General features: G+C 70.7%; 19 protein-coding genes. 15 read left to right on the top strand and 4 right to left on the bottom strand.

The window, feature by feature from the left end:
• Window positions 1-10 precede the first annotated feature (10 nt).
• Genes ACFRAC_RS26190 through ACFRAC_RS26165 form a run of 6 tightly spaced genes read left to right on the top strand, consistent with a single transcriptional unit; the run spans window position 11 to window position 4041 of the window.
• On the top strand, window positions 11-475 hold the full coding sequence (locus ACFRAC_RS26190; protein ID WP_382930027.1) for a cupin domain-containing protein: 465 nt from the start codon (window positions 11-13) through the stop codon (window positions 473-475).
• Window positions 472-1743, top strand: coding sequence for a beta-ketoacyl-[acyl-carrier-protein] synthase family protein (locus tag ACFRAC_RS26185; protein WP_382930016.1), 1272 nt, complete (start codon window positions 472-474; stop codon window positions 1741-1743). The genes ACFRAC_RS26190 and ACFRAC_RS26185 overlap by 4 nt, the downstream gene beginning before the upstream one ends.
• Window positions 1740-2990 carry a beta-ketoacyl synthase N-terminal-like domain-containing protein gene (locus ACFRAC_RS26180; RefSeq protein ID WP_382930007.1) on the top strand — a complete coding sequence of 417 codons (1251 nt, stop codon included), beginning with the start codon at window positions 1740-1742 and terminating at the stop codon, window positions 2988-2990. The genes ACFRAC_RS26185 and ACFRAC_RS26180 overlap by 4 nt, the downstream gene beginning before the upstream one ends.
• A gap of 19 nt (window positions 2991-3009) precedes the next feature.
• On the top strand, window positions 3010-3276 hold the full coding sequence (locus ACFRAC_RS26175; RefSeq protein ID WP_382929992.1) for an acyl carrier protein: 267 nt from the start codon (window positions 3010-3012) through the stop codon (window positions 3274-3276).
• Between the two features lies 1 nt (window position 3277).
• Window positions 3278-3733: an SRPBCC family protein gene (locus ACFRAC_RS26170; protein WP_382929980.1), complete on the top strand. Its 456-nt coding sequence runs from the start codon at window positions 3278-3280 to the stop codon at window positions 3731-3733.
• Window positions 3718-4041: a TcmI family type II polyketide cyclase gene (locus tag ACFRAC_RS26165; RefSeq protein WP_382929969.1), complete on the top strand. Its 324-nt coding sequence runs from the start codon at window positions 3718-3720 to the stop codon at window positions 4039-4041. Before ACFRAC_RS26170 ends, ACFRAC_RS26165 begins: the two co-directional genes overlap by 16 nt.
• Before the next feature lie 85 nt (window positions 4042-4126).
• On the opposite strand, the gene ACFRAC_RS26160 is transcribed toward ACFRAC_RS26165, so the two are convergent.
• Together ACFRAC_RS26160 and ACFRAC_RS26155 are read right to left on the bottom strand one after the other, a co-directional pair.
• Entirely contained in the window at window positions 4127-5095 is a 969-nt protein-coding gene (locus ACFRAC_RS26160; RefSeq protein ID WP_382929960.1) for an amidohydrolase family protein, read from the bottom strand.
• A 50-nt stretch (window positions 5096-5145) separates the two neighbouring features.
• Window positions 5146-6777, bottom strand: coding sequence for an FAD-dependent oxidoreductase (locus tag ACFRAC_RS26155; protein ID WP_382929947.1), 1632 nt, complete (start codon window positions 6775-6777; stop codon window positions 5146-5148).
• A gap of 146 nt (window positions 6778-6923) precedes the next feature.
• Here ACFRAC_RS26155 and ACFRAC_RS26150 point away from each other — a divergent pair, with 146 nt between their 5' ends.
• The 5 genes from ACFRAC_RS26150 (at window position 6924) to ACFRAC_RS26130 (ending at window position 11252) form a co-directional block, all read left to right on the top strand.
• Window positions 6924-8192, top strand: a complete 1269-nt coding sequence (locus ACFRAC_RS26150; protein ID WP_382929940.1) for a cytochrome P450 — start codon at window positions 6924-6926, stop codon at window positions 8190-8192.
• Window positions 8189-8509, top strand: coding sequence for an antibiotic biosynthesis monooxygenase family protein (locus ACFRAC_RS26145; RefSeq protein WP_382929922.1), 321 nt, complete (start codon window positions 8189-8191; stop codon window positions 8507-8509). Before ACFRAC_RS26150 ends, ACFRAC_RS26145 begins: the two co-directional genes overlap by 4 nt.
• 83 nt (window positions 8510-8592) lie before the next feature.
• Window positions 8593-9102: a MarR family winged helix-turn-helix transcriptional regulator gene (locus ACFRAC_RS26140; protein ID WP_382929902.1), complete on the top strand. Its 510-nt coding sequence runs from the start codon at window positions 8593-8595 to the stop codon at window positions 9100-9102.
• Window positions 9103-9145: 43 nt separating this feature from the next.
• Window positions 9146-9478 carry a DUF3817 domain-containing protein gene (locus ACFRAC_RS26135; RefSeq protein WP_382929895.1) on the top strand — a complete coding sequence of 111 codons (333 nt, stop codon included), beginning with the start codon at window positions 9146-9148 and terminating at the stop codon, window positions 9476-9478.
• 73 nt (window positions 9479-9551) lie between these two features.
• Window positions 9552-11252: a methylmalonyl-CoA mutase gene (locus ACFRAC_RS26130; RefSeq protein WP_382929884.1), complete on the top strand. Its 1701-nt coding sequence runs from the start codon at window positions 9552-9554 to the stop codon at window positions 11250-11252.
• Between the two features lie 39 nt (window positions 11253-11291).
• On the opposite strand, the gene ACFRAC_RS26125 is transcribed toward ACFRAC_RS26130, so the two are convergent.
• Window positions 11292-11921 (bottom strand): TetR/AcrR family transcriptional regulator, encoded by a 630-nt coding sequence (locus ACFRAC_RS26125; RefSeq protein ID WP_382929867.1) that lies wholly within the window; start codon window positions 11919-11921, stop codon window positions 11292-11294.
• A gap of 223 nt (window positions 11922-12144) precedes the next feature.
• Here ACFRAC_RS26125 and ACFRAC_RS26120 point away from each other — a divergent pair, with 223 nt between their 5' ends.
• The 4 genes from ACFRAC_RS26120 to ACFRAC_RS26105 all read left to right on the top strand — a co-directional run bounded on the left by ACFRAC_RS26120 (window position 12145) and on the right by ACFRAC_RS26105 (window position 16466).
• Window positions 12145-13119 (top strand): tetratricopeptide repeat protein, encoded by a 975-nt coding sequence (locus ACFRAC_RS26120; RefSeq protein WP_382929855.1) that lies wholly within the window; start codon window positions 12145-12147, stop codon window positions 13117-13119.
• 653 nt (window positions 13120-13772) lie between these two features.
• On the top strand, window positions 13773-14411 hold the full coding sequence (locus tag ACFRAC_RS26115) for a DUF6230 family protein (RefSeq protein ID WP_382929848.1): 639 nt from the start codon (window positions 13773-13775) through the stop codon (window positions 14409-14411).
• A gap of 149 nt (window positions 14412-14560) precedes the next feature.
• Window positions 14561-15133, top strand: a complete 573-nt coding sequence (locus ACFRAC_RS26110; protein ID WP_382929840.1) for a DUF6114 domain-containing protein — start codon at window positions 14561-14563, stop codon at window positions 15131-15133.
• On the top strand, window positions 15123-16466 hold the full coding sequence (locus ACFRAC_RS26105) for a hypothetical protein (RefSeq protein ID WP_382929831.1): 1344 nt from the start codon (window positions 15123-15125) through the stop codon (window positions 16464-16466). Before ACFRAC_RS26110 ends, ACFRAC_RS26105 begins: the two co-directional genes overlap by 11 nt.
• Before the next feature lie 267 nt (window positions 16467-16733).
• Here the strand turns inward: ACFRAC_RS26105 and pyk are convergent, their stop codons facing one another.
• On the bottom strand, window positions 16734-18164 hold the full coding sequence (pyk, locus tag ACFRAC_RS26100) for a pyruvate kinase (protein ID WP_382929825.1): 1431 nt from the start codon (window positions 18162-18164) through the stop codon (window positions 16734-16736).
• Window positions 18165-18176 lie beyond the last annotated feature (12 nt).

Genomic DNA, 18176 nt, shown 5'->3' with positions numbered 1-18176 from the left:
GAGACAGACCATGGACAAGATGCGCCCGCGCGTCGTGGACCTCAACGAGATCGAGCCGAACCGCAAGCGCGGCGGCGACCTGCGGACCCTGCTCACCCCCGTCACGGTGGGCGCCACGAGCGGTTTCATGGGCCTGGCCATCATGCGGCCCGGCGAACGCATCAGTGAGCACTACCACCCGTACTCGGAGGAGTTCGTGTACGTCGTGGAGGGCCGGCTGGAGGTGGACCTGGACGGAGAAACGTTTTCCCTCCGGGCCGACCAGAGCCTCATGATTCCCATCGACATGCGGCACCGCTTCCGCAACGTCGGTGACGAGGAGGCCCGGATGGTCTTCCACCTCGGCCCGCTGGCCCCCAAGCCGAGCCTCGGTCACGTCGACACCGAGGCCCCGGAGATCAGCGACGACATCAAGCCCTACCCGCTCGTCCAGGAAGAGGGAGCGAGCCCCACCAGGCCCGGGGTGTTGTCATGACCCGGCGTGTGGCGGTGACCGGCATAGGCGTGGTCGCCCCCGGCGGCATAGGCGTCCCCGCCTTCTGGGACCTGCTGTCCAGCGGCCGTACGGCGACCCGCGGGATCACCCTCTTCGACCCTGAAGGGCTGCGCTCCCGGATAGCCGCCGAGTGCGACTTCGACCCCGTCCAGCACGGTCTCGACCCCGCCATCGGCGAACGCGCCGACCGCTACATCCAGTTCGCCCTGGTCGCCGCCCACGAGGCCGTGACCGACAGCGGGGTCGACCTCGCCGCCGAGAACCCCTGGCGCGTGGCCGTGTCCCTCGGCAGCGCGGTCGGCGGCACCACCCGACTGGAGCACGACTACGTGCTGGTCAGCGCGCACGGCGAGCGCTGGGACGTCGACCACCGGGCCGCCGGACCCGAGCTGCACCGGGCGTTCTCGCCCAGCACGCTCGCCGCCGACGTCGCCGAACGCTTCGGCGCCCAGGGGCCCGTGCAGACCGTGTCCACCGGCTGCACCTCCGGCCTCGACGCCGTCGGCTACGCCTTCCACACCATCGAGGAGGGCCGCGCCGACATCTGCCTCGCCGGGGCCTCGGACTCCCCGATCTCCCCGATCACCATGGCCTGCTTCGACGCCATCAAGGCCACCTCGCCGAACAACGACGACCCGGCCCACGCCTCACGGCCCTTCGACGCCCACCGCGACGGCTTCGTCATGGGCGAGGGCGCCGCCGTCCTCGTCCTGGAGGAACTGGAGCACGCCCGGGCCCGCGGAGCGCACGTCTACTGCGAGATAGGCGGCTACGCCACCTTCGGCAACGCCTACCACATGACCGGTCTGACCAGTGAGGGCCTGGAGATGGCCCGGGCCATCGACGAGGCGCTCGACCACGCGCGGGTGAACCCCACGGAGATCGACTACGTCAACGCGCACGGCTCCGGCACCCGCCAGAACGACCGGCACGAGACCGCCGCCGTCAAGAAGTCGCTGGGCTCGCACGCCTACGACACCCCCATGAGCTCCATCAAGTCCATGGTGGGCCACTCGCTCGGCGCGATCGGCGCGATCGAGGTCGTCGCCTGCGTCCTCGCGCTGGCCCGCCAGGTGGTGCCGCCGACGGCCAACTACGAGACCCCGGACCCCGAGTGCGACCTGGACTACGTCCCGCGCACCGCACGCCCCCGCCGGCTGGACAACGTCCTGTCCGTGGGCAGCGGCTTCGGCGGGTTCCAGTCCGCGGTGCTCCTGACGGGCCCCCAAGGGAGGAGACGACGATGAGCGGTCGAACCGCCCGGCACACGGCCGTCACGGGCATCGGAGTGGTGGCGCCCAACGGGCTGCACGCGGACACGTACTGGAAGAACGTCAAGGACGGCACCAGCGTCCTCGACCGGGTCACCCGGGAGGGCTGCGAACACCTGCCGCTCCGCGTCGCCGGCGAGGTCCGCGGCTTCGACGCCTCCGCGCTGATCGAGGAGACCTTCCTCGTCCAGACCGACAAGTTCACCCACTTCGCGCTCGCGGCCGCCGACGCCGCCCTCCAGGACGCCGGCCTGAGCCAGGCCGCCTGGGCCGAGACGCCGTACTCCGTCGGCGTCGTCACCGCCGCCGGGTCCGGCGGCGGCGAGTTCGGCCAGCGCGAACTGCAGAAACTGTGGGGCAAGGGCTCCCGGTTCGTCGGGCCCTACCAGTCCATCGCCTGGTTCTACGCGGCCAGCACCGGCCAGATATCCATCCGCAAGGGCTTCAAGGGCCCCTGCTCGGTGGTGGCCGGCGACGAGGCGGGCGGCCTCGACGCCGTCGCGCACGCCGCCCGGGCCGTGCACCGCGGCACGGACGTCGTCGTGGTCGGGGCGGCCGAGGCACCCCTCGCCCCCTACTCGGGCGTCTGCCAGCTCGGTTACCCCGAGCTCAGCACCGAGGCCGACCCCACCCGCGCCTACCGCCCGTTCACCCCGGCGGCCTGCGGATTCGTGCCCGCCGAGGGCGGTGCCGTGCTGGTCGTGGAGAACCTGGACCGCGCGCGGCGCCGGGACGCGGACATACGGGCCACCGTCGCCGGGCACGCCGCGACCTTCACCGGCGCCTCGCGCTGGGACCGCTCCCGGGAGGGGCTCGCGCAGGCCATCCGCGGCGCCCTCGACGAGGCCGGCTGCGCACCGGAGGAGATCGACGTGGTCTTCGCCGACGCGCTGGGCGTCCCGGAGGCCGACCGGGCCGAGGCGCTCGCCCTCGCCGACGCCCTCGGCACACACGGCACCCGCGTGCCGGTCACCGCCCCCAAGACCGGCATCGGGCGCTCCTACTGCGGCGCCCCCATGCTCGACGTCGTGGCCGCGGTGCAGGCCATGGAGCACGGGCTGATCCCGCCGACGCCGGGCGTCTTCGACATCTGCCACGACATCGACCTCGTGACGTCCTCGGCCCGCCCGGCCGACCTGCGCACCGCCCTCGTCCTCAGCCGGGGACTCATGGGCTCCAACGCGGCGCTCGTCCTGCGCCGGGGCGACGCGTCCGCCGTCTAGAACGACAAGGAGAACGTCTATGACCACGCAAGTGACCCAGGTGACCTTCAAGGAACTGGCGACACTCATGAAGCAGGCCGCCGGTGTGACCGTCGACGCGCACGAGCTGGAGCGCAGGGCGGACACCCCGTTCGCCGAGTTCGGGCTGGACTCGCTCGGCCTGCTCGGCATCGTGGGCGAGCTGGAGAACCGCCACGGCCGGGCGCTGCCCACCGACGCCGAGCGCTGCAAGAGCCCGCGCGCCTTCCTCGACCTGGTCAACGGCTCGCTCGCGACGGGAGCCTGACATGGCCGGGCACACCGAGAACGAGATCATGATCGCCGCTCCCGTCGACCTCGTCTGGAACATGACGAACGACCTGGAGCGCTGGCCCGAGCTGTTCAGCGAGTACGCCTCCTGCGAGGTGCTGTCCCGCGAGGGCGACACGGTGAGGTTCCGCCTCACCATGCACCCCGACGAGAACGGCAAGGTCTGGAGCTGGGTCTCCGAGCGCGTCGCCGACCGCGAGAAGCTCGTCGTGCGCGCCCGCCGGATCGAGACCGGTCCCTTCGCCTACATGAACATCGTGTGGGAGTACGAGGAGACCCCGGACGGCACCCGGATGCACTGGACGCAGGACTTCGCGATGAAGCCCGACGCCCCCGTGGACGACGCCGGGATGACGGAGATCATCAACCGCAACTCGCCCATCCAGATGGCCCTCATCCGCGACCGTGTGGAGGCGGCATGCACCACGCGCTGATCGTCGCCCGCATGGAGCCGGGCGCGGCCAAGGACATCGCCGGTGTCTTCGCCGACTCCGACCGCGGTGAACTGCCCCATCTCGTGGGCGTCACCCAGCGCTCGCTGTTCCAGTTCGGCGACGTCTACATGCATTTCATCGAGGCCGAGCAGGACCCGGCCCCCGCCATCGCGAAGGTGACCGGGCACCCCGAGTTCGTCGACATCAGCCGCCGGCTCGAGGCGTTCGTCAGCCCCTACGACCCGCAGACCTGGCGGAGCCCTAAGGACGCCATGGCCCGCTGCTTCTACCAGTGGCGCAAGGACTGACGGCCCCCACGACGAAGGCCGCCGCCCGCACCCCCCGAGTGCGGGCGGCGGCCTTTCACCTCCGCCGTGGTCCGGCTACGACCGGCTACGACCGGTCGAGCGCCGGCATCAGGCGCAGCGCGTTGTCCCGGTTGATGCGCTGGAGCTGCTCCCCGGACAGGAACGGGTCGCTGTCCAGGGCCGGGGTCACCCGGTCGGCGATGACGTGGGCGGGCGTGGGCGGCCAGTCGGTGCCGAAGAGGATGCGGTCCGGGTCGACGGTGGCCATCAGCGTCGGCGTCGCCGACGGCGACATCGGCCCGGCCGTGTCGAAGTAGAAGCGGTGCAGGTAGTCACGGACCCGCTCCGGCTCGATGCCCGGCTCCACGGAACCGCCGAACAGCTCCAGCCGGGTGGCCATGTAGGGGAGGAAGCCGCCGCCGTGCGGCAGGATGAAGCTCAGGTTCGGGTAGCGGTCCAGCGTGCCGTTGCGGATGAGGTTCACGGCCGCGCGGGTCGTGTCCATCAGGAAGTCGCACACGAAGGGCGGCATCCCGGGCAGCCCACCGTTGCCGTCCTTGCCGGCCGGCACCTCCATGGGGTGCGTGCTGACGACCGCGGAGCGCTCGTCCAGCTCCCGCAGCAGCCGGTCGTGCGCCGGGTCGCCGAGGAAGACCCCGCCCATGCTGGTCCGGGTGCTCACCCCGACCGCCCCGAGCTCGTCGAGGCCGTGCCGCACGCTCCAGGAGGACAGCTCCAGGTCGTCCAGGAAGACCGGGGTGAAGAAGGCGAAGCGCTTCGGGTCGGCCTCGACGACGTCGGCCGCCGCCCGCAGCGCGACCCGGGCGCTCTCCTGCCGCTCGGCACGCTCCTGGAACCGGCCGAGCATGGCCACGGTCATCACCGCGGTGCCGATGCCCGTCTTGTCCATGATCTCCAGGGCCGCGTCGCGGTCCCAGCGGGTCCACCAGGGCAGTCTCTCCCGGTCGACGACGCCGCGTCGCTCCGCCCAGTCCAGCCAGGCCGGGGCGGTGAAGTGGTGGTGGACGTCGATACGTCCGGCGAGAGGGGGCATGGCACCGTCCTCGGTCCTCGTTGGGTTGGTACAGCGCAGGCAAGCGCGGATCAGTCGCGGCAGAGGATGCTCTGCAGCACGTTCGTCAGCACCCGGTCGGCGTCCGGCATCGGCGCGTCGGCCCGCCAGGCGACGAAGCCGTCGGGCCGCACCAGCACCGCGCCGTCCTCGGCCGTGCCGTGCAGTTCGGCCCAGTCGACGCCCACCTCCGGGGCCAGGTCGTGGTCGGGTCCGGTGCCCACGAGGTGTGCCTCGACGGGCACGCCCAGGTTCGCCGACGCCTTCTCCACGGCGGTCCGCCACTTCTGCCCGCCCGACCCGGCGAGCAGCACGAAGGAGCGCTCGTACAGGTCCAGGCTGGAGATCCGGGCGCCGTCGCGGGTGACCCACAGGTGGGGCGCGCGGCTTCCCGGTTCACCGCCGAGCTCGAAGGTGTCGGGCACGACCGGGCGCTGCGCGGGGGCGTCCACGACGGCCCGGGAGGCGTAGCGGTAGCACAGGGCGACGGTCATCAGGTCCGACGGGTCGTCGTTGCGTCCCGCGGCGGGGCTGAAGCCGGGGTGCTGCTCGTCGGCGGCCTGGACGCAGGCGCGGGTGCCGGTGGCCAGGGCCACCGGGCGCCGTTCGAGCTCGTAGGTGTCCAGCAGCGCCGGCCCCGCCCAGCCGCGCAGCACGGCCGCCAGCTTCCAGGCGAGGTTGTGGGCGTCCTGGATCCCGGTGTTGGAGCCGAACGCCCCGGTGGGCGGCATCTCGTGGGCGGAGTCGCCGGCGAGGAAGACACGTCCCTGGCCGTAGGCGTCCGCGACCCGTTTCGAGGCGTGCCAGGGCGCCCGGCCGGTGATCTCGACGTCGATGTCCGTGACGCCGACCGCGGCGCGGATGTGCGCGGCGAGCCGCTCGTCGGTGAAGTCCTCGAGGGTCTCGCCCCGTGCCGGATACCAGGGGACGTGGATGACCCAGCGTTCCTGGTTGTCGACCGGGAGCAGGGCGCCCTCACCGTCGGGGGTGGTGACGTAGCAGACGACGAAACGTTTCTCGCCGACGTGGTCCTTCAGCTTCCGGCTGCGGAAGGTGACGCTGACGTTGTGGAACAGCTCGCCCGGCCCGGACTGGCCGATCCGCAGGCGGGTGCGCACCGGACTGCGCGGGCCGTCGGCCGCCACCAGGTAGTCGGCGTGCACCACCCGGGTCGTGCCGGACGCCCGGTCCAGGATCTCGGCCCGTACGCCGTCCCCGTCCTGGGTGAAGGAGAGCACCTCGGAGCCGAAGCGGATGTCGGCGCCCAACTCCCGCGCGTACTCCAGCAGAACGGGCTCCAGGTCGTTCTGGCTGCACAGGCACCAGTCCGACGAGCTCACCCGGGAGATGTCCATGCCGCCGGAGATGTCCCCGATGATCCAGCGGCGCCGGGACCCGGTGAGGGTGTCCACCTGGAGGATCCCGTCGTTGCCGGACAGCACGCGCGCCGCCTCGCGGATCCGCTGTTCCACGCCGGCGGTCCGGTAGATCTCCATCGTGCGCACGTTGTTGCCACGGCCCCGCGGGTGCGTGGACGTCCCGGCATGCCGTTCCACGACGAGGTGCTGAATTCCGAGGCGTCCCAGGAAGACCGAAGTGGAAAGACCCACCAGGGAACCGCCGACGACGAGAACTGGTACAGATTCCGCTTCGTGTCCGCTCACGTCGTCGATGTTTACCAGGACGGCCTGCGAGCCACACGTGCTCCATCGAGCGAACCCATATGGCGCAGCGCTGTTTGCGGCGTCCCGCGCCCCGGGGAACTGTGGCTTCGACCACGGACATTCACGCCAACCCCGGGGAATCAGTCATGACGCAAGCGTTCGCATCCGAGGAATCCGAGGCACTGTCGGCACAGGAGGCGGCGGCCGCGGCGTCGTCGTGCAGCCGGGAGTTCCGCGCCGACCCGCACCCCGTGTACGCCGCCCTCAGGGAGTCGGCGCCGGTCTGCCCCCTGTCCCCGCCGCACGGCGTGGAGACGTACCTCATCACGCGTTATGACGACGCCCGCGCCGCCCTCGCCGACCCCCGGCTGAGCAAGGACATGTACGGCGCCATCGACGCCTACCACCGCATCTTCGGCGACTCGTCGATCGCCCTCGACGACAACATGCTCTTCTCCGACCCGCCGAAGCACACCCGGCTGCGGCGCATCGTCGGCAGCACCTTCACCCCGAAGCGCGTGGAATCCCTGCGGGCGCGGGTCCAGCAGATCACCGACGACCTGCTCGACGCGTGCCCGACGACCGAGACGGTGAATCTCCTCCCGGAATTCTGTTTCCCCCTTCCGCTGCACGTCATCTGTGAACTCCTCGGCGTTCCGCAGAACGAGCGGAAACAGGCTCAGGAATGGTCCGCCACCGTCGCGCAGACCGGATTCGGCCCGGAGGCGCGGGCGAAACTGGAGATCGCCGAGGGAAATCTGCGCGACTATCTCGTGGACCTGTGCGCGCGCAAGCGCAGGGAGCCGGACAGCGGCCTGCTCAGCGCCCTCGTCACCGCCCAGGACCAGGAGGGCGCCCTCACCGACGGCGAACTCGTCTCCACGGCCTGGGTGCTGCTCTTCGCCGGGCACAAGTCGACGGCGTACCAGATCGGGAACGCGGTCTACCACCTGCTCAGCCGGCCGGAGCAGAAGGAGCTGGCGCTGCGGGACGCGAGCTCGCTGGCCGCGGCCATCGAGGAGGTCTTCCGGTTCGAGACCTCCGTGGAGAACTCCACGTTCCGCTACGCCAAGGAGGACGTGGTCATCCGGGACACCCTCATCCCCAAGGGCGCCCTGGTCCAGATCTCGATCACCGGCGCCAACCGCGACCCGGAGATGTTCACCGCCCCCGACGAGATGGACGTCCGGCGCCCGAACGTCCAGGCCACGCACCTCGCCTTCGGCTACGGCCCGCACTACTGCGTCGGCGCCCCGCTCGCCCGGCTGGAGATGCAGATCGCGCTGGGCACGCTCTTCGCACGGCACCCCGGGATGGCCCTCGCTCAGAAGCCCGAGGACGCGCGCTGGATGACCGTGCCGTTCCCCGCCTTCCGCGGTCTGGCCGAACTCCCCGTCGTCCTCGACCCGTCATGACGGGCGGTGCCCCGGGGCGCGTGCGCGTGGTGCGGCTGCTGCGCGTGCGCGAGGGGATGGAGGCGGACTTCGTCACGTCGTACGACGAGGTCCGCCGGGGCTCGACGGCCGTCCCCGGACATCTCGGGGAACAGCTGTGCCGCTCCCTGGACGACCCCGCCCAGTGGCTGCTCACCAGCGAGTGGGAGAGCTTCGAGGCGGTCCGGCGCTGGCGGACCGGCTCCGCGCACCGGGCCCTGGTCGAGCCGATGAACGCCTGTCTGCACGACGACCGCTGGACGGCGGTCTTCGAGGTCAGGGAGACCACGTCCGCGTGAGCGGCCGGCGCGGGCGCCGGGGAGTGCGACCGAAGAGCGAGACAGGGCTGACCAGCATGTGACCGGCCGGTAAGGTCGTGCGCGTGCCGAAGCCGCTCAGTCTTCCCTTCGACCCCATCGCCCGCGCCGACGAACTCTGGAAGCAGCGCTGGGGAAGCGTGCCGTCCATGGCCGCCATCACCTCGATCATGCGGGCCCAGCAGATCCTGCTCGCCGAGGTCGACGCGGTGGTCAAGCCCTACGGGCTGACGTTCGCCCGCTACGAGGCCCTGGTCCTGCTGAACTTCTCCAAGGCCGGCGAACTGCCGATGTCCAAGATCGGCGAGCGGCTGATGGTGCACCCCACCTCGGTGACGAACACCGTCGACCGGCTGGTCAGGTCCGGCCTGGTGGCCAAGCGCCCCAACCCCAACGACGGGCGCGGCACCCTCGCCTCCATCACCGACAAGGGCCGCCAGGTCGTCGAGGCGGCGACCCGCGACCTGATGGCGATGGACTTCGGTCTCGGCGCGTACGACGCCGAGGAGTGCGCGGAGATCTTCGCGATGCTGCGCCCGCTGCGGGTCGCGGCACACGACTTCGAGGAGAGCTGACCCCGGCCGAGATCTCCCGGAACGGATGGTTACGCTCTTTCCCATGAAGAAGAGCGTCCTGACCCGCTACCGGGTGATGGCCTACGTCACCGCCGTCATGCTGCTCGTGCTGTGCACCTGCATGGTGTTCAAGTACGGCTTCGACATGGGCGAGGACGTCACCTTCGCCGTCTCCCAGGTCCACGGCTTCCTCTACATCGTCTACCTGATCTTCGCGTTCGATCTCGGGTCCAAGGCGAAGTGGCCGTTCGGCAAGCTGCTCTGGGTGCTCCTCTCCGGCACGATCCCCCTCGCCGCCTTCTTCGTCGAGCGCAAGGTCACGCGCGCGGTGGAACCGCTGGTCAGCGGGGTGGAACCGGCCGTCGCCAAGGCCTGATACGACCGCCGCGCCCCGGGTGCGGCGGTTCTCCCATCGACATTTACTTGGACGTCCTAGTAAATTCGTGGGTATGGACGCTGACGCCATCGAGGAGGGCCGCCGACGCTGGCAGGCCCGGTACGACGCCGCGCGCAAGCGCGACGCAGACTTCACCACGCTCTCCGGGGACCCCGTGGAGCCGGTGTACGGGCCCCGGCCGGGAGACAGGTACGAGGGCTTCGAGCGGATCGGCTGGCCCGGGGAGTACCCCTTCACCCGCGGGCTGTACCCGACGGGCTACCGAGGGCGGACGTGGACCATCCGGCAGTTCGCCGGGTTCGGCAACGCCGAGCAGACCAACGAGCGCTACAAGATGATCCTCGGCAACGGCGGAGGCGGCCTCTCCGTCGCCTTCGACATGCCGACGCTCATGGGCCGCGACTCCGACGACCCGCGCTCCCTCGGTGAGGTCGGGCACTGCGGCGTCGCCATCGACTCGGCCGCCGACATGGAGGTCCTGTTCAAGGACATCCCCCTCGGCGACGTCACCACGTCGATGACCATCAGCGGGCCCGCCGTGCCCGTCTTCTGCATGTACCTGGTGGCCGCCGAGCGCCAGGGCGTCGACCCGGCCGTGCTCAACGGCACCCTCCAGACCGACATCTTCAAGGAGTACATCGCGCAGAAGGAGTGGCTCTTCCAGCCCGAGCCGCACCTGCGCCTCATCGGCGACCTGATGGAGCACTGCGCGGCCGGCATCCCCGCCTACAAGCCGCTGTCCGTCTCCGGCTACCACATCCGCGAGGCCGGGGCGACGGCCGCGCAGGAGCTGGCGTACACCCTCGCCGACGGCTTCGGGTACGTCGAGCTGGGCCTCAGCCGCGGCCTGGACGTGGACCTCTTCGCCCCGGGCCTGTCCTTCTTCTTCGACGCGCACGTCGACTTCTTCGAGGAGATCGCCAAGTTCCGGGCCGCCCGCCGGATCTGGGCGCGCTGGATGCGGGACGTGTACGGCGCCCGGACCGACAAGGCCCAGTGGCTGCGCTTCCACACCCAGACCGCCGGTGTCTCGCTGACCGCGCAGCAGCCGTACAACAACGTGGTGCGCACCGCCGTGGAGGCGCTCGCCGCCGTGCTCGGCGGGACCAACTCGCTGCACACCAACGCCCTCGACGAGACCCTCGCCCTGCCCTCCGAGCAGGCCGCGGAGATCGCGCTGCGCACCCAGCAGGTCCTCATGGAGGAGACCGGCGTCGGCAACGTCGCCGACCCGCTGGGCGGCTCCTGGTACGTCGAACAGCTCACCGACCGGATCGAGGCCGACGCCGAGAAGATCTTCGAGCAGATCAAGGAGCGGGGCCTGCGGGCCCACCCGGACGGCAAGCACCCCATCGGGCCGATCACCTCCGGCATCCTGCGCGGCATCGAGGACGGCTGGTTCACCGGCGAGATCGCCGAGTCCGCCTTCCAGTACCAGCGCTCCCTGGAGAAGGGCGACAAGAAGGTCGTCGGCGTCAACGTCCACACCGGCTCGGTCACCGGCGACCTGGAGATCCTGCGGGTCAGCCACGAGGTGGAGCGCGAGCAGGTGCGGGTGCTGGCCGGCCGCAAGGCCGCCCGCGACGACGCCGCCGTGCGCACCGCGCTGGACGCGATGCTGGACGCCGCCCGCAGCGGCGCCAACATGATCGAGCCGATGCTGGACGCCGTACGCGCCGAGGCGACCCTGGGCGAGATCTGCGACGCCCTGCGCGACGAGTGGGGCGTCTACACCGAGCCGGCGGGCTTCTGAGCCCCGCGGGGAGGGCGGCCGGCCCGTCCTCCCCGCCCCTCAGTCACCGGTCGCGGCCGCTCCCGCCAGTCCCAGCAGCAGCACCTGGGTGAAGCCGCGCACCCACTCCTCGTCCGCCGGATGCCCGCTGACCAGCGTCCGGTGCACCACGGCTCCCGCCACCATGTCGAAGATCAGGTCGGCCGTACGGTCCGACTCCGCCGGGTCGGACTGCGGCGGCAGCTCCCCCCGGCCCTGGGCGCGCGCCCGGCCCTCCAGCACCAGCCGCTTCTGCCGGTCGACGATCGAGGTGCGGATACGGTCGCGCAGCGCCTCGTCCCGGGTGGACTCCGCCACGACCGCCATCAGACCGCTCTTCGCCTCCGGCCGGGCCAGGATCGCCGCGAACTGGAGCACGACGCCCTCGATGTCGGCGGCCAGGCTGCCCCGGTCGGGCAGACGCAGCGCGTCGAAGAGCTCGGCGACCGCGTCCACCACGAGTTCGTGTTTGCCGGCCCAGCGGCGGTAGAGCGTCGTCTTCGCGACCCCGGCCCGGGTGGCCACGTCCCCCAGGGTGAGTTTCGACCAGCCCAGCTCGACCAGTGCCTCCCGGGTGGCCGCCAGGATCGCGGCGTCCGCGGCGGCGCTGCGCGGGCGTCCCGGGCGGGCGGGAACGGGCTGGCTCTGCATGGTTCGACCCTATCCGTGCGGATGTCGTGCGCCTGGTGAGGGAGATCACGGGCGGGGGGTGTTCCGGAGGCCCCCGTTGCCATTACGCTACGACTCGTAGCGAAAGCGATGACCACGCTTGACCACGCTGACGCGGGTGGGGACCCGGCGTCGAACCACACCGGTCCAGGCCGGTTTTCCTGCCGCTTTTCACAGCGCGCGCAGAACGGGGGAGGATAGACGCATGCAGCCACGGAACATGTCCATGAGCGGGGTCGTCGACCTCGCCGCGGTGAAGGCGGCCCAGGAGGCCAAGGCGAAGGCGGAGCAGGCGCGAGCCGAGGCCGCCCGGCAGGGCGGGCCGGGAGCCGTGTCACCCGCCGACCTCGTCATCGACGTGGACGAGGCGGGCTTCGAGCGCGACGTCCTCCAGCGCTCCGCCGAGGTGCCGGTCGTCATCGACTTCTGGGCCGAGTGGTGCGAGCCGTGCAAGCAGCTCAGCCCGCTGCTGGAGCGGCTCGCCGTCGAGTACAACGGCCGTTTCCTCCTCGCCAAGATCGATGTCGACGCCAACCAGATGCTGATGCAGCAGTTCGGCGTGCAGGGCATCCCTGCTGTCTTCGCGGTCGTCGCCGGCCAGGCGCTGCCCCTCTTCCAGGGCGCGGCCGGCGAGGCGCAGATCCGTCAGACGCTGGACCAGCTCGTCGCGGTGGCCGAGGAGCGCTTCGGGCTCACCGGTCTCACCGTCGACCCGGACGCCGAGCCCGGCGGCGCCCAGGCCGCCTCCGGGCCGGCCGCCGGCCCGTACGACGCCCTGCTGGAGGCCGCCGTGCAGGCCCTGGACGCGGGCGATCTGACCGGTGCCGTCCAGGCCTACAAGAGCGTGCTGGCCGAGGACCCGGCGAACAGCGAGGCCAAGCTCGGGCTCGCCCAGGCCGAGTTGCTCCAGCGGGTGCAGGGCCTCGACCCGCAGCAGGTGCGCAAGGACGCCGCGGACAAGCCCGCCGACGTGCAGGCGCAGATCGCCGCCGCCGACCTGGACCTGGTGGGCGGGCACGTCGAGGACGCCTTCGGCCGGCTCATCGAGGCGGTGGGGCGCACGGCGGGCGACGACCGGGACGCCGTTCGGCTGCGGCTGCTGGAGCTGTTCGAGGTCGTGGGCGCCGACGACCCGCGGGTGGCGGCGGCCCGCAGGGCGCTGGCGCGCGCGTTGTTCTGAGGGGGGCCGCGAGCGGGGCGAGGAACCGGTTCCGGTCCCCGCCCCGTGGTGCGGCAGTGAAGGGAATGGCCGACAGAGCATCAAGGCGGCCGCGTTTTACCAAAACTTGGTAATCGCGGCCGCCGTTACTGCGGGTAAGTCGCAGGCGTCGTTCTGTCGGCTTTCGTCTGCCCATTCGTGGATTTTTCCGGTCGTCCAGGACCACCCTGTGTCGCTGACCGAGACCGGCGGGTCGTTGTTCGGTTATCCCGCCGTTACTACCGAGTAACGAAGCCCCTTGTGCGGGCGGCGAGAATGCACCACGATCGGCCACGCTCGGTCCTGTTCCCTTCGCCCGCCAGCCAGTCGGGTCGTGGGAGTTCCTGGGTCCCCACCGAGCAGAGCCGGCGGCAGTGGCGCCGGCTCTTGGGCAGGGGGGTCTTCGTCCGTCAGGCGAAGCCTGTCCAGCAAGGTTGTGCGTGATGCGTGTCAGGCGCGACCAGTGGTTGTCGCTCGGGGGTGATCGCCGGTGATTCGGGCGCGGTTCTCGCGCCACCGAGCGCGGGCGCTCTCCTTCCCGAGGACGTAGCACTTCTCCCATCCCTGCCCGGCTGAGCCGTCGATCCGACAGTGCCAGTCAGGGCCAGGAGATGTACGTCCGAGAAGGAGGAAATATGGAGTCCCAGGTGCGTGGCGGGACCAGATGGAAGCGGTTCGCTGTGGTGATGGTGCCCAGCGTCGCCGCCACGGCAGCGATAGGTGTCGCCCTCGCGCAGGGCGCTCTGGCCGCGTCGTTCAGCGTTTCCGGTCAGTCGTTCAAGGTGACGACCGACAAGCTCGTCGGTTCGGGCTTCTCGCAGTACGGCGCCCTTGACGAGGGCTACACGCTCTCCGGCAAGAAGACGGTTCACCCCGTCGCCGTCTCGGGTTTCAAGTCCGCGACGATCAGCAACATGTGTCAGTCCGTGGTCACGCCCGACATCCCGATCCTCGGGAACGTCAGCCTGATCCTGCGGGCGGGCGAGGACCCGAGCAAGCCGGTCGAGGCCAAGAACCTCTACATCGACGTCGCCGACCTCGAGGCCGACGCGACCTTCGAGAACATCGACATCGGTGTTGCCGCCAAGGACGCCAGCAAGGGCCCGGGCATGAAGGGTGGCGGCGAGCAGGCCAACCCCTTCGGCTTCGCCCAGCAGGCCGACAAGGCCACGCTGAGCAACGTGAAGCAGACGGCGTGGGCGACCACCGCCGGAACCTTCAAGCTCAGTGGTCTGAAGATGTCGCTGTCGACGGGTGTCAAGGAGTGCTACTAAGCACTCTCTGACGGGCGGGGGAGCCGATGGCGCCCCCGCCCGTCCACTCTCCGCCCGCCTTCTTCACAAGTGGCCACAGGGCCGCGACACATCACCGCATCACCATCGCACCACCACCACAGCAATGCCGTACCAGGGAGCTGTTTTCGATGAGCGCCGAGACTCCTGCCGCGCCCGGCCATGACGAGCACTACCTCCGGGTATTTCGGCGCAACTTCCGCGCCTGGCGCGGTGAGCGGCCCTTCTGGGCCGGTCTGTTCGTCATGCTCGGCGGACTGCCCATCGCCTACTTCCCTTACGCGAACCTCCAGATCGGCCACCTGACGCTGGCGATGCAGACCGCGGGGGGCTCCAGCTCCCTGATCATCGGTGTGCTGCTCGTGGTCCTCGGCTTCACGCTCTGGTTCCAGAAGCATGTCCGCACCTTCGCGGGCATCGCGGCGATCCTGCTGGCACTGGTGTCCATCCCGCTGTCCAACCTCGGCGGCTTCCTCATCGGCTTCCTCTTCGCCCTCGTGGGCGGGGCGATGGCCGTTGCGTGGGTGCCCGGCGGGGACGCCGACGCAACTCCGGCGAAGACGGACGCGACGGGCGAGGGCGACGCACCCGAGGGTGCCGCCGACTCCGACACCGCCATCCTCAAGCCCGTGGTGGGCGAGCCGAACGATCTGTCAGGAACGAGCCCGGCGAACGGGGCGAACGGGAGGCACAGTGCCGGCTGACGAGGTGACCCACGGGACTGAGGTGGACACGTCCCGTGTGAGAACCGGGCCGCGTCACGCGGCGCCCAAGAAGCCGCTGTTCACCAGATTCCACATGCCGGCGGGCAAGGCGATAGCCCTGGCGGCGATGCCGACGGCGGTCCTGATGGGCATGGGCTTCACGCCCACGCTCGCGCAGGCCGACAGCGACACCAAGCCCACGGCCAACAGCCTGACGGCCGACGAGTACAAGGACTGCGTGGCCGCACTGGAGGACGACGCCTCGGCGTCCCCGTCCCCGAGCGCCAGCGCGTCGGCCGACGAGGAGGAGACGGCCGAGCCGGCCCCCTCGGCATCGGACTCCGGCGACCCCTCGGACTCCTCCGGCTCCTCGGACTCCTCGCAGTCCGCGGGCGGTTCGTCCTCGTCGGATTCAGGTTCCGACGATGCCGAGCCCGCGCCGGAGCCGTCCCCGAGCAGGACGAGCGAGTCCCCGTCCGGCCAGGCGGCCACGCCGTCCCCCTCGCCGTCCGAGGGCGGCGGCAACCTGCTGGAGGACATCGGCGACGCCGTCGAGGGCATCCTCACGGGCGGTGCGAAGGCCGACGAGAGCGCGAGCCCCACCCCGTCGCCCTCGGCGAGCGCCCCCGAGGAGGCGTCGTCCGGCACCGAGGAGCCCGCCGCGAAGGAGTCCTCCGCGGCGTCCGACCCCGTGAAGGAGACCACCGACAAGGTCACCGACACGGTCAAGGAGACCGGCGAGGACGCCGGCGACAAGGCGTCCGACGCGGCGAAGGACCCCTCCGACGCGGTGCGGGAGACGGCCGACGAGGCCACCGCCACGCCGAGCCCGTCCGAGAGCGCCGACGCCGACCCGGACGGCTGCCCGGTCGCCACCGACGACGAGGGCGGTGTCGACAACACCGTCCCGGTGCCGGACGACCCGTGGTACCTGAACGCCAGCTCGCTGCTGCTGAAGGGCGCCGACTACCAGGGCGTCGTCGAGGTGAGGACGGCCGGCGGCAAGAAGAAGAAGGTGCTCAAGTACGTCATATCCGACGGCACCGACATCGGTGACCTGCACCAGACGGTGAACGACAAGCAGTCCGGCAAGACCTACCACGTGCAGGCGGCCAAGGGCTCGACGTCGACCATCCGCGGTGGCAAGACGGTGATGTACACGGAGAGCATCTCCGGCAACCTGCTCGGCCTGATCCCGGTCACCTTCGACCCGGACAACCCGCCGCCGCTGAACATCCCGCTGATCTACTTCACCAAGGTCAAGGTCACGCAGGCCGCCCAGTTCGGCGGCACCCTGCACGTGCCGGGACTGCACAACTTCACGACCGACTGAGCCGGGCGTCGTCCTGACGCCGACACGAGCCCGTTCGGGAGCCGCACACCGGCTGTGGCCCGGTCCTCACCCGAGGACCGGGCCACAGCCGTGTCCGGGGCGACGTCGCCCCTGCCCGCCCTTCGCCCTCACCGGACGCGGTGGCCGAGTCCGCCGACCCTCCCGGACTCCGGGAGCACCTGGTCACCGACACGCTCTGGCAGCGCGTGGAACACTGAGGGCGCCCCCCGCCGCAAGGCGAGGGGCGCCCTCCAAGACGTCCAGGGGTCAGTCCCGGACGGGACCGCCCAGGTGGTGCACCCGCACCATGTTCGTCGTCCCCGGCACCCCGGGCGGGGAGCCGGCCGTGATGACCACGATGTCGCCCTCGTGGAACAGGCCCAGCTTGACGATCTCCTGGTCGACCAGGTCGACCATCTCGTCGGTGCTGTTCACGAACGGCACGACGTGCGGCTCGACACCCCAGCTGAGGGTCATCTGGTTGCGCGTGGACTCGTCCGTCGTGAACGCGATGATCTGCTGCGCCGCCCGGTAGCGGCTCAGGCGGCGGGCGGTGTCGCCGGACTGGGTGAAGGCGACCAGGCCCCTGCCGCCGAGGAAGTCGGCGATCTCGCAGGCCGCGCGGGCGACCGAACCGCCCTGGGTGCGGGGCTTCTTGCCCGGCACCAGCGGCTGGAGGCCCTTCGAGAGCAGTTCCTGCTCGGCCGCTGTGACGATCTTCGACATCGTCCGGACCGTCTCGATCGGGTAGGCGCCGACCGAGGACTCCGCCGACAGCATGACCGCGTCGGCGCCGTCCAGGATCGCGTTGGCCACGTCGGAGGCCTCGGCGCGGGTCGGACGGGAGTTGGTGATCATCGACTCCATCATCTGGGTCGCCACGATCACCGGCTTGGCGTTGCGCCGGCAGAGCTCGATGAGGCGCTTCTGCACGATCGGGACCTTCTCGAGCGGGTACTCGACGGCCAGGTCGCCGCGCGCGACCATCACGCCGTCGAACGCCATCACGACGTCCTCCATGTTGGCGACCGCCTGCGGCTTCTCCACCTTGGCGATGACCGGGACGCGGCGGCCGACCTCGTCCATGACCTTGTGCACGTCCTGCACGTCGTCGGCGTCCCGCACGAAGGACAGGGCGACCATGTCGCAGCCCATGCGCAGTGCGAAGCGCAGGTCCTCGACGTCCTTCTCGGACAGCGCCGGCACGTTCACCGCCGCGCCCGGGAGGTTGATGCCCTTGTGGTCGGAGACGACGCCGCCCTCGATGACGATGGTCCGCACCCGCGGGCCCTCGACCTCGACGACCCTCAGCTCGACGTTGCCGTCGTTGATGAGGATCTGGTCGCCCTTGCCGACGTCACCGGGCAGGCCCTTGTAGGTCGTCCCGCAGATGGACTTGTTGCCCGGGACGTCCTCGGTGGTGATGATGAACTCGTCGCCGCGCTCCAGCTCGACCGGGCCCTCGGCGAAGGTCCCCAGACGGATCTTCGGCCCCTGGAGGTCGGCCAGCACGCCGATGGCGCGGCCGGTCTCCTCGGCGGCGGCCCGCAGGCGCTCGTACCGCCCCTGGTGGTCCTCGTGGGTGCCGTGGCTGAAGTTGAAGCGGGCCACGTTCATGCCGACTTGGATCAGCGACACGAGCTGTTCATGGGAGTCGACCGCGGGGCCGAGAGTGCAAACGATTTTCGAACGGCGCATGGGACGATCCTA

This window comes from Streptomyces sp. NPDC056628 (genome assembly GCF_042792555.1).
Lineage (GTDB): Bacteria > Actinomycetota > Actinomycetes > Streptomycetales > Streptomycetaceae > Streptomyces.
Note: the sequence above shows the minus strand (reverse complement) of the source record. Positions and strands in the feature narration are given on the sequence as shown.

Excerpts from the sequence above, each read along its gene's own strand:
- ACFRAC_RS26190 (WP_382930027.1), top strand. The coding sequence starts at position 11 with ATGGACAAGATGCGCCCGCGCGTCGTGGACCTCAACGAGATCGAGCCG.
- ACFRAC_RS26185 (WP_382930016.1), top strand. The coding sequence starts at position 472 with ATGACCCGGCGTGTGGCGGTGACCGGCATAGGCGTGGTCGCCCCCGGC.
- ACFRAC_RS26180 (WP_382930007.1), top strand. The coding sequence starts at position 1,740 with ATGAGCGGTCGAACCGCCCGGCACACGGCCGTCACGGGCATCGGAGTG.
- ACFRAC_RS26175 (WP_382929992.1), top strand. The coding sequence starts at position 3,010 with ATGACCACGCAAGTGACCCAGGTGACCTTCAAGGAACTGGCGACACTC.
- ACFRAC_RS26170 (WP_382929980.1), top strand. The coding sequence starts at position 3,278 with ATGGCCGGGCACACCGAGAACGAGATCATGATCGCCGCTCCCGTCGAC.
- ACFRAC_RS26165 (WP_382929969.1), top strand. The coding sequence starts at position 3,718 with ATGCACCACGCGCTGATCGTCGCCCGCATGGAGCCGGGCGCGGCCAAG.
- ACFRAC_RS26160 (WP_382929960.1), bottom strand. The coding sequence starts at position 5,095 with ATGCCCCCTCTCGCCGGACGTATCGACGTCCACCACCACTTCACCGCC.
- ACFRAC_RS26150 (WP_382929940.1), top strand. The coding sequence starts at position 6,924 with ATGACGCAAGCGTTCGCATCCGAGGAATCCGAGGCACTGTCGGCACAG.
- ACFRAC_RS26145 (WP_382929922.1), top strand. The coding sequence starts at position 8,189 with ATGACGGGCGGTGCCCCGGGGCGCGTGCGCGTGGTGCGGCTGCTGCGC.
- ACFRAC_RS26135 (WP_382929895.1), top strand. The coding sequence starts at position 9,146 with ATGAAGAAGAGCGTCCTGACCCGCTACCGGGTGATGGCCTACGTCACC.
- ACFRAC_RS26130 (WP_382929884.1), top strand. The coding sequence starts at position 9,552 with ATGGACGCTGACGCCATCGAGGAGGGCCGCCGACGCTGGCAGGCCCGG.
- ACFRAC_RS26125 (WP_382929867.1), bottom strand. The coding sequence starts at position 11,921 with ATGCAGAGCCAGCCCGTTCCCGCCCGCCCGGGACGCCCGCGCAGCGCC.
- ACFRAC_RS26120 (WP_382929855.1), top strand. The coding sequence starts at position 12,145 with ATGCAGCCACGGAACATGTCCATGAGCGGGGTCGTCGACCTCGCCGCG.
- ACFRAC_RS26115 (WP_382929848.1), top strand. The coding sequence starts at position 13,773 with ATGGAGTCCCAGGTGCGTGGCGGGACCAGATGGAAGCGGTTCGCTGTG.
- ACFRAC_RS26110 (WP_382929840.1), top strand. The coding sequence starts at position 14,561 with ATGAGCGCCGAGACTCCTGCCGCGCCCGGCCATGACGAGCACTACCTC.
- pyk (WP_382929825.1), bottom strand. The coding sequence starts at position 18,164 with ATGCGCCGTTCGAAAATCGTTTGCACTCTCGGCCCCGCGGTCGACTCC.